This window comes from Variimorphobacter saccharofermentans (assembly GCF_014174405.1).
In the GTDB taxonomy this organism is placed as follows: domain Bacteria; phylum Bacillota; class Clostridia; order Lachnospirales; family Lachnospiraceae; genus Mobilitalea; species Mobilitalea saccharofermentans.
In genome coordinates, this window is the sequence record NZ_JACEGA010000001.1 from 3,349,808 (window position 1) to 3,363,199 (window position 13,392).

The following is a 13,392-nucleotide window of genomic DNA, read 5'->3' on the forward strand; positions in this document are numbered from 1 at the left end:
TTAAATCAGCATAGAGCTGTCCACTAGCTTTGTCTCTGATAAATGGTGGTATGACACATACCAATCGGCAAATTTCTGAAGCCCTTCTTCAATGGGCGTTGCCGGTCGGAATCCTACCTCTTTCTCAAGTATATCTGTACTGGCGTAGGTTGCAGGCACATCCCCCTCCTTCATTGGTTCAAAGCACTTGATAAATTCTACTTCTCTTCCCAATGCACGTCCAAGACATTGCTCCAGTGTATTGATAAATACCATGAGCTTTTCCGGTTTGCTATTGCCAATATTGAAGATACGATGAAGTGGCAAAACGGGGGGAGTATATAGTAATCGCTCAATTCCCCCTACAATATCATCTATATAGGTAAAATCCCGTAGTAAATCATGCTCCATATCTCCGTTATTATATACTATGATAGGTTTCCCTTCAAAATATCGGTCGGTAAAGCGGTAATATGCCATATCCGGTCTTCCCATGGGACCATAAACAGTAAAAAAGCGAAGACCTGTAGCCGGAATATGGTATAGATGACTATAGGTAGAGGCCATTAGCTCATTTGACTTCTTCGTAGCCGCATATAAAGAAACCGGGTGATCTACACAGTCCGTTTCCTCAAAGGGAACCTTCCGATTGGCTCCATACACTGAACTGGAGGAGGCATATACCAGATGCTTCACCGGATAATGTCTGCAGGCTTCTAATATTTGATAAAACCCATTAATATTACTATTGATATATACCTCCGGATTCTCAATGGAATATCTGACTCCCGCCTGAGCGGCAAGATTGATTACCACTTCAGGACGATATTCGGCAAACACCTGCATTACAGTATTCTTATCCGAAATATCCCCCTGAATAAAAGTAAATGACGGATATTTCTTAAGCTCCTCCAGCCGGTGATTCTTCAGCTGTACATCATAATATGGATTTAGGTTATCCAACCCGATTACTGGTAGCTTTTGCTCCAGCAGCTTCTTCGACAGGAAGTATCCGATGAACCCTGCCGCTCCTGTGATTAGATATCTTATTCTGGTTACGGATATTCTTTCTTCCAATTCGCAGCTCCTCCTGTGTTATCATATATTTTGGAGTAAACGATTGTCTTCGTCCAATGGAGTGATATTCAATACCTGCTTTTCTCATTTCATTTACATCATAGATATTCCGTCCGTCATACACCAATGGTGTCTTCATAAATTTCTGGTAAATATATGGTTTCAACGCTGCAATACTACCCCATTCAGTGAAGATAAAGCAAAGGTTGGCATTTTCTAACGCCTCCTCCGGTCTTTCAACATAGGTAATACTTCCTCTGCCATTTCTTCCTTCCGGATATAGCTTTTTGAAATTGTCGGTACCAACAGGATCATAGGCAAATATGTCTGCTCCATTTTCTAATAACAGAGGAATATTATCCAGGGAGGGAGCTTCACGTAGATCATCCGTTCCAGGTTTAAAGGTTAATCCTAATACTGCCACCTTAAGTCCATGAAAGGTAATCAATCGTTTGCATGCCTTTTTATATAGAATTACCTTTTGCTCTTTATTTACATCAATTGCCGCCTTCACGGTTCTTAACTCATACCCATGCTGCTTCGCCAGATATTCCAATGCCTTCGTGTCCTTCGGAAAACAGGAGCCACCATATCCTATTCCTGCATTTAGGAACCTGCTTCCTATTCGACTGTCAAAGGACATTCCCTGAGCGACTTCACCTATGTCAGCTCCAACCAATTCACACAGATTCGCAATGTCATTCATATAAGAAATCTTGAGAGCCAGAAAATCATTCGAAGCATATTTTATCATTTCTGCTGACCTACGTTTCACAGCAACAATCGGCAGATGAAAGGGTTCATATATTTTCATCAGCATTTCCTTTGCCCAATCGCTTTCCGTACCGATTATGATTCTTGCTGCTTGAAGAGTATCCCTCACTGCGGATCCCTGTGCAAGAAACTCCGGATTGGAGGCCACCTCAACATGAACGTCATTTACCAGGAAATCATTGATAAACTGTTCCACCTTATCATTCGTACCGATTGGTACAGTGGACTTTACTACTACCAGACATTCCTTCTCAATTGATTCTGCAATTTGTCTCGCCACCGCAGCAATATAGGTGAGATTGGCTGAACCGTCCGGTCGCTCCGGTGTTCCCACACCGATAAATATCGCATCCGCATTTCTATATGCTTCCCTGTAGTCCATTGTGTAATCGATTCTTCCTTCGTCGTAGTTCTTTCGCATCAAACGTTCCAAATCCGCCTCATATATGGGTGATACCCCGGATTTTAATAGCTGAATTTTATTTTCATCCACGTCAACGCAGGTAACCATATGGCCCACCTCTGCAAAGCATACTCCTGCCACTAATCCTACGTAACCTGTTCCTGCTACTGCTATTTTCATATCTCATCCTTTCTGCCATAAACTACGGCCAACAACTTAATTATTCTACCTCTGCCAGCTTTGAAGTCTTCCATCGTTTCTTAAGAAAGGTGTGGTAGATCTCCTTTGCTGTATTCTTATCAAAGAGAAACCACATAATTCCGGTGATGATACCCGTCACACATGCTACTACCAGTGCATAAGCAAACCAGGTTAGATAGTTCGTCGGTACATACGGGATATGGTGCAGTAGTAATCCATTCAATGCAACTGCCATATAAACCATAGCCTGCCGAATTACCGAGTCCTTAACCCTGGTTTTCGTGATATTTCTGGGAATATAGGAAAGCAGATAAATTGCCCGATAGGTTTCTGCTATAATATAGCCTGTCACTATTCCTGATACCCCATAGAAATATCCAAGAACCGTTTCACTGATGATGGCTAAAACCGCCTCCGTGGTAGTCTGACCTCTCATTTCTCTATAAATACCGGCTGAATTAATCAGCATTCGTTGTGGTGTCATAATATTAATCTGAAGACAGTTTATCGTAAAAAGTACTCCAAGGAGCGGTATATCATAATTGGTATCCACTATTCCCCTGGTGTAAATCCGAATAAACGGCATGATTGTAATAAGCATGGTCGAACAGGCTACTGTCAGCAATGCATAATAGAGATATTCAAAGCTGGTATATGCTTTCTTGATGGTCTTCTCCGCATTTCTGGCAATCAGATCACCGAATGCCGCTGAAAGCCCTGTTTTAAAGGAAGTCAGTATGCCGGACACTCCCGCCACCACCAAATAGAATACAGAATATACACTTGCTAACTTAAAGTCCCTGATTACCACCGCAATCACAACACCGGGAGTTGCCCCAAGGACAGTGTTCAATAGCTGAATGTATAATACGTCCCATCGTTTATCCATGGATTGCCTGTCCGGTTGTGCATTGTAATTCACACTGGGGTATTTTCTCTTCACATATATCATTAAAATAAGGGATCTTAAATAAACGGAACACAAGGAAACCGCCTTAAGTACTATGATGTTCGTGTGATAATGAGCCAGTATGGCAACTATCATCGTATAAGTAAATAAATGTACAATCGTTGCAATGGCTATGACATACGTCTTTTGATCCGCATCCAGTAATACCCTGTATTTTGCCAGAGTGAAAAATTCCAGAACGCCCTTTAATCCCAGTACTACGACCAATAACCCCATTTCGTAGGAAAGCAGGCTATTGTTCTCTGTAAAATGCGGGAATAATAATGCCAGTCCCAGTACCATAGAAGCAAAAATATATCCTGTCTGGTTATAAAGCTTCTTAGCAGCCGATACAATTCCATTCATTGCAGGATAATCCTTATTGGCTAGTGGTTTATATAGTGCATACATGGCAGCTCCCCCAAGTCCGGCCTCCACAATACTGAAATAAGATATAAACTGATTCACAGACGAAATAATCCCATTCATCTCAGAACCGTAGGATTGCAGTATGGTACGAGGTATGATAAACCCTGATAAAATACTGGCCAGATGTAGCGCCGCCGAAAAGGAAATATTGTATATATATTTTTTTGTTCTATTCATATCGAATCCTCTCCATTGAAATCTCCGTCATCATTGTATTCTGAATTTCTGTCAGCATATTCCTGTCCAACATTTCCTCCGTAGTCACCGAATTCCCTATCTTAATCCCTTTCTCTGTATTCATCATACTCTGCAATTCGACTAATTCCTTTTCTTCGCGGGACATCCGCTGTTCCATATAACCAGTTACAAAAGCAAGCACTAACAGCATATTGATTTTATAGATATGAACCGTAGTCAGTCCGAGTAATATGAGTGTAATATAATAGATAAATACGATATTAAGCTGATACTCCTGAATGGGATCCCTACCTATGCCTCCCTTTCTCCTTTTTAATCGAAGGAAACGTTTAAGCACCAGGAGATAGGGGCTAAACCACAGTATACATCCAAGGATACCGGTACATGACAGAAGTTCTACATAGGTGGAATGTGAATACATACCATAGATATTCTTCACTCGGAATTGATCATATCCTATACCAAGAAGTGGACTTTGCTTAAAGTAACCCATTGCTAAATAGTAAAAATACTTTCTTACTTCGTCGGAGGATTGAACACTCTCACTAATCATTCGTTCATATAGGATTGATTCATGAAATGCTTTCATAACAGCATCTGCAATACTCCCGGCAAGTACAATAAGAACGAGTAAAATCACACTGATGGTACCTACGGTTTTCATAGATATATTCTTCGATCGAAGCTGATACAGATTAAAAAGCAGCCATAATACAAGTACAAGAATCAATACCAAAAAATTCTGTCTGGAACCGGAAGATAATACAATATAAAAGGCACCTATGATTCCGGCAATAACTAACCCTTTAAGAAGTATGCTTTTCATATAGGGTAGAAAATACAACATGGATATAACACCAAAAACAATCAGATATCCCATTTCATTAGGATTATATCCTTCTGCTATGGAAAGCCTCCCATTCTTGGATATGGTGTTCCCCGTCAAGCTAAAATACATACACAATAGATAAATGACGAGAAATATTCCTGCAAACACAGCCGGGGATACTCCCTGCTTCATCAATAAGATCAGGCAGATGACCATAGTCAGATTTTGAAACAAGGTAAACCAGCTGTCTAACAATCTGCTCCTATCTGCGGTCAGAAAAATACCTGAAGCTAAACTGTATAACAGGAATACCAGTAAACATATGATTTCGGGACTTATTAACTTCAGTAGCTTCTCCCTGTATACTGCTCCTACTGTAAAAAAGACAAGTCCGGCCCCTAATATGGATATAAGTTTGTACCCCTGTCCAAATATGGGATTCAAAACATAGATATAAACCGGCAATATATACGCAAAACCGATGGCTATTTTTTTATACATTTCACTGGTCCTCTCTTTCCTGACAATCACCCAATCCTTCCGTACACCAATTACGCTTCCAGTGAAATGGTACCGGATCTTTCCTTAATACAGCTATCCATAAAAGATTGTATCTGAGAAGCACGATTGGATAAGGACAAATTGGCTGCATGTCGGAGTGAATTCATACCCATTTGCTTACACAACTCCGGATTCTGCTTCAATTTCAATACCGCCTTACGTATCTCATCTATTTCAGTGGGATTAATCTTTATGGCATTATCTTCAAACAGAATGTCCATATTAAAATCGCAATCAGAAGAAATGATGGGTAATCCGCAAGCCATTGCTTCGATAATGGCATTGCAGCACCCCTCTGCCAGCGTGGGTAATACGAACACATCCGCGCAGCTTAAGTATTCACATAGGTGGTCATGGGATACTACTCCGCAGAAAGCGACCTGATCTCCCACCGGTACCATGGGACCAGTTCCGAAGAACATTCCCTTCACCCGATCCAAACCACTAATAGCCTGCAGTACCCGCATGGAGCCTTTCCGCTCTGTGAAATATCCTACAAATGCAACGACGAAATCATCCTCTTTGATTCCTAAGGAATTCCGACGAAGCTGCCGTGCCACCTTCCCAACTGGATGAAATAATGTCCTGTCAATGGCATTTGGGATCACATTAATCGGGATATCCGGCACTAGTTTTTCCCTAAGTACTTCCTTCTTCAGCTGCGAGGATACAGCAATTGCTCCTGTTAAATACCTTAAATCAGCTCTTACCTTTTCGAATCCTACTTCTTTCAAAGAAGCGGATAAATTACTCTCCCCAAATGCAACAAAGGATGGAATCTGAAGCTCATGGCCAAGAATGGAAGCCAGCATTCCTGAAGGCTTGGCAAAATGTCCATATAAGACATCGGGCTTCATCGGAAGCTGTGCCACAACCGTTTTCACCGCCAGATAGTACCAATGCTGCAGTTTTCCCCGTAACAGTTTGCTTATAACGGGAATTGCTGAAAAGGAGGCTACCCGAGGCGAGTACACCATGAACTCGTTCCCGTTTTTTGTTCTTCGCTGTTCTTCCTTTTTTCGTATCACTCGATTATTTTTCATAGCACTGAGCCTGCTCTGTGGCGCTATGACACAGCATGAGTTTCCCTGATCCACCAGCTCATGTACCAATGCTTCTACAAACGCAAATGTCGGATCCTTTTCACTGGGAAAATGTGATGTTATAACACAAATATTCATTCCTGCCCCCATAATTATTTAATAAAATACCTTAAGATAGCGCTTTGCTACTTCTGAGTCCGTGAAGTGATGAGCCGTTTCGACCGCATTGCGGGAAATCTGCTCTTTTTCCTCCTGTGTCAGCCCATTGATTCTTTCATATACCTTACTTAGCTCCTGAGCGTTACCGGCTTCACACAAAAACCCGTTCAATCCATCAACTATAATTCCGTCAAAGCCTTCGTTTCTGGATGCAATCACGATACATCCCTGCGACATAGCCTCTAAATATACAAGTCCGAATACCTCTCTACTGCTTATCATGGTAAAGCATTGCGCATATTGCATGTGCTTGATTACTTCCTCCCTCGGCAGGGAGCCATAAAATGTAATCTGCTCCTGCAAACCGAATTTATCTACCATATCTCGCAGAGAGGCTTCACAAGCTCCGACACCAATAATATTCAGATGAAAGTTTTTCATGGGATAGGCGTCTCGTAGAGCTAATATTATCGAGTCCACACATTTGCGGTCAATCAGCTTCCCCACATATAGAAAATCATGAATAGCATCCATCTCTTCAAACCGTTTCTCCGGTCGCTCCCTCGTATATTCACGAATGTATTCATTCGGAATTCCAGAATAGCAGATAAAGGGATCATACTGTAATTTTAAGCTTTCCTTGACCTTCCTCGCGATCTCCGGGGATCGTCCTCCAAACTGATCAATACTCTCCAGATACTTCCTGTACTTTTTGTAGTATATTCCTTTATGGATATAATGCGTCCCATGAAATACCTCAACTGCTTTACAAGAGTACACCTCTTTCAGCATGGATAATAAAGGGATCTGCGGAGTTTCCCAGTGTCCAACCATCACGTCCGGAATAAAATCCTGTTCAAGAAGTGTTTTTTGGATTCTACGAAGCTGAAGCTTTATCTGTATTGGCAAGAACTCACAGCGCGGTATAACCTTCAGTATGGGAATTCGCTTGATCTTCACTCCCTCCATTTCCCGATACAGAGCCTTTCGCTGGGACAGCTTCGGGAAAACCATATCCACCATGGAATTAATTTTGTGCTTGATAAAACTCGGTAGTAAATAGAGTGGAAGAATAAACTTATTGGCATTATGAATGACTAGTACCTCATGTCCGCTCTTAACCCATTCTCTGGCAAAATAATGAACCACTGGTGTGGCACCAACCTTGGAATCATCCTCCGGCTCCGGATAACAGGACGTTAACACTAATATTTTCATTGTTTCCCCCAGACTGTAATATTCACAATTTTGGTATAGCTTTGGATAATCTTCGTTACCTTTACACTGACATTGGTATCTTGATAATCCTCAGCAACAACAGTTTCTTCTTGGTTTTCGTGCATCCTTACAGCAAGCTCAATTGCCTGTTGAATATCCCGCTCTCCAACCCCTCCGATGACAATGGTCCCATGATCCAATACCTCAGGACGCTCAGTCGAGGTACGCAACAGGACTCCTGGAAAATGAAGTATTGCACTTTCTTCCGACAGTGTTCCACTATCGGATAGAACACAAAACGCATGTTTTTGTAAATGAATATAATCAGTAAAACCAAAAGGCTTCATACTGCGTACCTGAGGATGAAAGTGAAAGCCTCTGGCTTCTATAAATTTCCTGCTCCTTGGATGTGTTGAATAAATTACCGGACATCCGTACTTTTCAGCAATGCCATTAATGGAATTCATAAGGGAAAGAAAGTACTCTTCCCGATCGATGTTCTCCTCCCTGTGAGCGGATAGCAGGATATATTTTCCCTGTTCCAGCCCAAGCTCTTGCAGGACCTGACTTCGATTAATTTTCTCCATATGCTCCCGAATAACCTCCGTCATTGGAGATCCGGTGACAAATATCGTCTTCCCATCCACTCCCTCGGACAGTAGATATCGTCGGGAGTGTTCTGTATAGGGGAGATTAATATCCGAGATATGATCCACCAATTTACGATTGATCATTTCCGGTACATTGTAATCCCAACACCGGTTGCCAGCTTCCATGTGAAAAATTGGTATTTTCAGGCGCTTTGCTGCGATAGCGGACAGTGCCGAATTCGTATCTCCCAGAATCAGGATAGCTTCTGGTCTTACCTGCTGCATTATCTCATAGGATTTCGCAATGATATTACCCATGGTCTGACCAAGATTCTCCCCAACACTATCCAGATAATAATCCGGCGCCCGCAAATTCAAATCCTCAAAAAACACCTGGTTCAAGGTATAGTCCCAGTTCTGCCCCGTATGTACTAATATATGTTCAAAATAGCGATCAAACGCTTTGATACAGGAAGATAATCTTATAATCTCCGGCCTCGTTCCGATAATGGTCATAACCCTCAATTTATTATTCCTATCATTCATATTTATCCTCTTTCCGTGCATAACCCACATCGTTTCTGCTGGTACGAACGACCTGTCTTACCTTCGTACCGGTTCATAATAGGTATCCGGCTGTTCCGGTTGATACCCTTCGTTCGCCCACATGACAGTCACCAGATCACCGTCTCCGATATTTTGGATACTATGTGTATATCCTACCGGGATATCAATAACCTCAATTTTGTCTCCGGTTACGTGATAGCGAAGGATTTCTTCACAATCAATTCTTCGAAGCTCAACGACCGCTTTCCCTTGAACCACAATAAACTTTTCACACTTGCTGTGATGCCAGTGATTTCCTTTGGTGATACCTGGTTTTGTGATATTAACGGATAGCTGTCCACATTCCGCTGTTCGAAACAGTTCGGTAAAGGAACCTCTCTCATCCCGATTCATATTCAGGGAATAACAAAACTGATCCTCAGGAAGAAAGCTTACGTAGGTACTATAGAGCTTTCGTTCCAGCTCATCCTTTACATAGGGAAGAGCCAGCTTGCTCCTGCTTTCCTTAAAAGAATAGAGTAATGCTACAATCTTACCCAGAGTAGCAGAATATACTGTATCCACATAGCAATATCCATCACGTCGATGCTCTTTCCCTTCCAGCGCCAGAATTATTTCATCCACAACATCATCAATGTACACCAGGGAAAGAATGGTTGAGGGGTCGTTCACTACAATTGGCAAGTCACGGGCTATGTTATAACAGAAGGTTGCTATGGCACTGTTATAATTCGGTCTCGACCATTTCCCAAAGACATTGGGAAGACGGTAGACCAATGCCTTTCCTCCGGTCTCCCTTTCATAGGCAAAAAGCTTCTCCTCCGCTGCTCTTTTACTGCTACCGTATGGATTATTCCGTTCTGCCTGGATGGACGAGGTCATCAGCACAGGAATTTTCTTATGCATTTTCGTAAGACTCTGTAGCAGCATTGCTGTAAATCCGCAATTTCCCTCCATGAACTCTTCTTCCTTCTGCGGTCGGTTAACCCCTGCCAGGTGGTATACAAAATCACATTGTTCCAAGTATTCCTCTAGCTTTACCGGATCACTGTCCAGATCATACGTGAATATAGTTCCGCATTTCCTGTTTTGTAATTGTGTGATTAAGTTTTTTCCTAGGAAGCCTTTCGCTCCCGTGACCAATAACTTCATATCTCATCTCCCATGCTTTTAATTCCTCCTGGATATACGATAGTGACAGCAGCTTTGATATGGTTTCATCCACTGTTAAGAGCTTTGTGTTATTCGAATTAAACTCCTTTAATATGGATCTCTTTTGATCCCCTTCAAAAAAGTATTTATCATAATTCAAATCCCTCTTATCCGCAGGCACCCGGTAGAAGTTTCCCATATCGATGGCATGTGCACACTCCTCATTGGTCAGAAGTGTCTCATACATCTTTTCACCATGACGGATACCGATGATCTTAATCGGATTGTCTGCATGAAATATCGCCTTAACCGCTTTGGCCAGGACCTCAATAGTGGTCGCTGGAGCCTTCTGGACAAATATATCTCCACTTTGGGCGTGTTCAAATGCAAATAAAACCAAATCCACCGCTTCCTCCAGGCTCATAATAAATCTGGTCATATTAGGCTCGGTAACCGTTAATGGAAGTCCTGCCTTGATCTGTTCGATAAATAGGGGAATGACCGAACCTCTGGAGCACATAACATTGCCGTATCTGGTTCCGCAGATCAGAGTTTTGTCCGGATCAACGGTTTTTGATTTGGCTACAAATACCTTCTCCATCATCGCCTTGGAGGTCCCCATAGCATTCACAGGATATGCCGCTTTGTCCGTGGACAAGCAAACCACCTTTTTTACTCCATTTTCAATACTGGCCGATAAGACATTGTCCGTCCCAAGAATATTTGTTTTCACCGCTTCAATAGGAAAGAACTCACAGGAAGGAACCTGTTTCAGTGCCGCAGCATGAAAAACATAGTCAACACCCCTGAGAGCCTCTTTGATGCTCTGCGTATTACGAACATCCCCAATGTAATACTTTATCTTGCTGCTATTATATTGATGACGCATATCATCCTGCTTCTTCTCATCCCTTGAAAAAATGCGTATTTCCGCAATATCGGTTTTTAAAAAGCGATTTAGAACAGCATTTCCAAAGGAACCTGTCCCTCCTGTAATCAATAATGTCCGGTTCTTAAACATTGCTTTACCCCCATACTAATAAGTTACCAGCCGTTTTCTCATAATCAGCCGCTCAATCTCAAAATTTCTTTTTTTATAATACTCTACTGCTGTCTCATTATTCCTCGTAACAAGCAGCTCCAGCTCCAATATTTGATGCTCCAGGGCATAGTCTTCTACTAATTCAATCAGCTTTCTCCCGATTCCCTGCTGCCTTGCTTCTTCGTCTACAACAAAATGAACAATATGTATTACCTTATCCCCCATACTCTCTCTTACGTAAAACCATATAAATCCTTGCAGCTCGTACCTGTTTACAGCCGCGTAGACAATCGCATGGTCAAGCTCAAGATAGCTTTCTAACAGCTGTAGACGCTGCTGGAAGTATTCCTCCGAAATCGTAATATCAGGAAAGCTTAACCGATAAGACTGCTTCATAAGCTTTATCATGGGTTCCTGATATACCTTCACATCCTGAGAACGAATCTGAACCAGCTGCATTTATGATGCCCCTCTTTCTTCATCCAAATTTGCTAACACCTTTTGATCTCCTACAGCAATATCCTTTCTTTGGAGAACCTTTTTGATGGTCTTGAGGATAATTATCAGATCCCCTAAGAAGGTAATATGATCAACATAATACACATCACATTCAAATCGTTTCTCCCATCCCAGATAGTTTCGTCCACTGACCTGCGCAATGCCGGTAAGACCGGGCTTTACTTCATGCCTGCGTCTTTCTGACGGTTTGTAATACCCCAGATACCGGACTAATAGGGGCCTTGGACCTACTATGCTCATATCCCCCTTAATTATATTCAGTAACTCAGGCAATTCATCCAGGCTGGTCGACCGAATAAATCTTCCGAAAGAGGTTAAACGCAGTTCATCCGGTAATAGTTTTCCATCTTCTCCTCTCTCATCCGTCATGGTACGAAACTTATATAGTGTAAATATTTTTTCCCTTCTTCCAGGCCGCTCCTGTTTAAATAAGACGGGGGAACCAATCTTAAAGCGTACCAGAGCTGCCACTAGCAAAATTACAGGTGATAGTATCAGAAGTGCACTCAGAGAGAAAACAATATCCATTAGCCGCTTGCCATATTTGTAATAAAAGCCCCGCCTTAATACCCTTTCCTGACCTTTCTCCATAATCATCTCCAAAGTCCTCTTATTTTCCTTACAACTCTCATCAAATCCTCATCGGTCATCTTCGTATCACTTGGCAGGCATACTCCTTCCCGGAACAATCTTTCCGATACCCCTTCTCCGACAAAGTCATATCCCTTATAGAATGGCTGTAGATGCATCGGTTTCCAGATAGGTCTTGATTCGATATTTTCCTCATCCAGAGCTTCAAATACATCATTGGATCTGACAGGACCATGAAGAAGAATGCAGCTAAGCCAGTAATTCGGCCTGTTATATCGATTCTCCGGCATAAATGTTAGACCCGGAAGTCCATCCAGCTCCCTACGATAGAATTCATTGATATATTGCTTTTGACGCACTCTGTCATGCAGTACCTTTAACTGTCCCCGACCAATTCCAGCGGTGACATTACTCATACGATAGTTATATCCCAATTCACTATGCTCATAATGTCTTGCCGGATCCCTTGCCTGTGTCGCCCAAAACCTCACCTTTCGAATTCGTTCCTCTCGATTTGATACCAGCATTCCTCCTCCGGAGGTGGTAATTATTTTATTGCCATTGAAGCTAAACACCCCATAATCTCCAAAGGTACCGGTATACCGTCCTTTATATAAGGACCCCAGACTCTCAGCCGCATCTTCGATTAGCGGAACCTGATACTTATGGCATAGATAAACAATCTCATCCAGTGCTGAGGGTAATCCATACAGGTGTACTACAATAACCGCCTTGGGGCGTTTCCCAATCCTATCATATCGGATAAATGCCTCCTCCAGTGCTGATGGGCTCATATTCCAGGTTTCATAATCACTGTCAATAAAAACCGGCACCGCATTTTGATATATAACAGGATTTGCAGTGGCCGAAAATGTAAGGGATGAGCAAAAAACAATATCTCCTTTATTAACTCCTGCTGCCTTAAGAGCCAGATGAATCGCTGCCGTACCTGAAGATAGGGCTGCGGCCGCCTTTACATCGAGCATACAGCATATTTCGTTTTCAAACTCATCCACATTCTTTCCCAATGGAGCGATCCAGTTACTCTCAAAGGCCTCCCTGATATATTCCATCTCATATCCCTCCTCGCTCATGTGTGGTGAGGAGAGAA

12 protein-coding genes are annotated in these 13,392 nt (G+C 42.2%); all 12 read right to left on the reverse strand.

The genetic code is table 11. From position 1 onward, the window contains the following. From H0486_RS14495 to H0486_RS14550, 12 genes are read right to left on the reverse strand one after another with little or no spacing between them, the layout of a single operon-like run. Positions 1-1,044: an NAD-dependent epimerase/dehydratase family protein gene (locus tag H0486_RS14495; protein WP_323163571.1), complete on the reverse strand. Its 1,044-nt coding sequence runs from the start codon at positions 1,042-1,044 to the stop codon at positions 1-3. Then, positions 935-2,413 (reverse strand): UDP-glucose dehydrogenase family protein, encoded by a 1,479-nt coding sequence (locus H0486_RS14500; RefSeq protein ID WP_228353671.1) that lies wholly within the window; start codon positions 2,411-2,413, stop codon positions 935-937. Before H0486_RS14500 ends, H0486_RS14495 begins: the two co-directional genes overlap by 110 nt. A 40-nt stretch (positions 2,414-2,453) precedes the next feature. Continuing rightward, positions 2,454-3,989 (reverse strand): polysaccharide biosynthesis protein, encoded by a 1,536-nt coding sequence (locus tag H0486_RS14505; RefSeq protein ID WP_228353672.1) that lies wholly within the window; start codon positions 3,987-3,989, stop codon positions 2,454-2,456. Beyond that, positions 3,982-5,340 (reverse strand): O-antigen ligase family protein, encoded by a 1,359-nt coding sequence (locus H0486_RS14510; protein WP_228353673.1) that lies wholly within the window; start codon positions 5,338-5,340, stop codon positions 3,982-3,984. The genes H0486_RS14505 and H0486_RS14510 overlap by 8 nt, the downstream gene beginning before the upstream one ends. Positions 5,341-5,390: 50 nt before the next feature. Next, a complete protein-coding gene (locus tag H0486_RS14515; RefSeq protein WP_228353674.1) occupies positions 5,391-6,581 on the reverse strand; it encodes a glycosyltransferase in 1,191 nt (396 codons plus the stop codon). Positions 6,582-6,599: 18 nt separating this feature from the next. Next, positions 6,600-7,820 carry a glycosyltransferase family 4 protein gene (locus tag H0486_RS14520; protein WP_228353675.1) on the reverse strand — a complete coding sequence of 407 codons (1,221 nt, stop codon included), beginning with the start codon at positions 7,818-7,820 and terminating at the stop codon, positions 6,600-6,602. Beyond that, positions 7,817-8,956 (reverse strand): non-hydrolyzing UDP-N-acetylglucosamine 2-epimerase, encoded by a 1,140-nt coding sequence (gene wecB / locus H0486_RS14525; RefSeq protein ID WP_228353676.1) that lies wholly within the window; start codon positions 8,954-8,956, stop codon positions 7,817-7,819. The genes H0486_RS14520 and wecB overlap by 4 nt, the downstream gene beginning before the upstream one ends. A gap of 57 nt (positions 8,957-9,013) precedes the next feature. Next, a complete protein-coding gene (locus H0486_RS14530; protein ID WP_228353677.1) occupies positions 9,014-10,129 on the reverse strand; it encodes a capsular polysaccharide biosynthesis protein CapF in 1,116 nt (371 codons plus the stop codon). Next, a complete protein-coding gene (locus H0486_RS14535) occupies positions 10,035-11,150 on the reverse strand; it encodes a polysaccharide biosynthesis protein (protein ID WP_228353678.1) in 1,116 nt (371 codons plus the stop codon). The genes H0486_RS14530 and H0486_RS14535 overlap by 95 nt, the downstream gene beginning before the upstream one ends. Positions 11,151-11,165: 15 nt before the next feature. Further along, complete coding sequence (locus H0486_RS14540) at positions 11,166-11,630, reverse strand: GNAT family N-acetyltransferase (RefSeq protein WP_228353679.1); 465 nt, start codon at positions 11,628-11,630, stop codon at positions 11,166-11,168. Next, a complete protein-coding gene (locus H0486_RS14545) occupies positions 11,631-12,281 on the reverse strand; it encodes a sugar transferase (RefSeq protein WP_323163551.1) in 651 nt (216 codons plus the stop codon). It abuts the gene before it with no gap. A gap of 2 nt (positions 12,282-12,283) precedes the next feature. Beyond that, a complete protein-coding gene (locus H0486_RS14550) occupies positions 12,284-13,354 on the reverse strand; it encodes a DegT/DnrJ/EryC1/StrS family aminotransferase (RefSeq protein WP_323163552.1) in 1,071 nt (356 codons plus the stop codon). Positions 13,355-13,392 lie beyond the last annotated feature (38 nt).

Coding starts and splice junctions, on each gene's coding strand:
- H0486_RS14500 (WP_228353671.1), bottom strand. CDS start 2,413: ATGAAAATAGCAGTAGCAGGAACAGGTTACGTAGGATTAGTGGCAGGA.
- H0486_RS14505 (WP_228353672.1), bottom strand. CDS start 3,989: ATGAATAGAACAAAAAAATATATATACAATATTTCCTTTTCGGCGGCG.
- H0486_RS14510 (WP_228353673.1), bottom strand. CDS start 5,340: ATGTATAAAAAAATAGCCATCGGTTTTGCGTATATATTGCCGGTTTAT.
- H0486_RS14515 (WP_228353674.1), bottom strand. CDS start 6,581: ATGAATATTTGTGTTATAACATCACATTTTCCCAGTGAAAAGGATCCG.
- H0486_RS14520 (WP_228353675.1), bottom strand. CDS start 7,820: ATGAAAATATTAGTGTTAACGTCCTGTTATCCGGAGCCGGAGGATGAT.
- wecB (WP_228353676.1), bottom strand. CDS start 8,956: ATGAATGATAGGAATAATAAATTGAGGGTTATGACCATTATCGGAACG.
- H0486_RS14530 (WP_228353677.1), bottom strand. CDS start 10,129: ATGAAGTTATTGGTCACGGGAGCGAAAGGCTTCCTAGGAAAAAACTTA.
- H0486_RS14535 (WP_228353678.1), bottom strand. CDS start 11,150: ATGTTTAAGAACCGGACATTATTGATTACAGGAGGGACAGGTTCCTTT.
- H0486_RS14540 (WP_228353679.1), bottom strand. CDS start 11,630: ATGCAGCTGGTTCAGATTCGTTCTCAGGATGTGAAGGTATATCAGGAA.
- H0486_RS14545 (WP_323163551.1), bottom strand. CDS start 12,281: ATGGAGAAAGGTCAGGAAAGGGTATTAAGGCGGGGCTTTTATTACAAA.
- H0486_RS14550 (WP_323163552.1), bottom strand. CDS start 13,354: ATGGAATATATCAGGGAGGCCTTTGAGAGTAACTGGATCGCTCCATTG.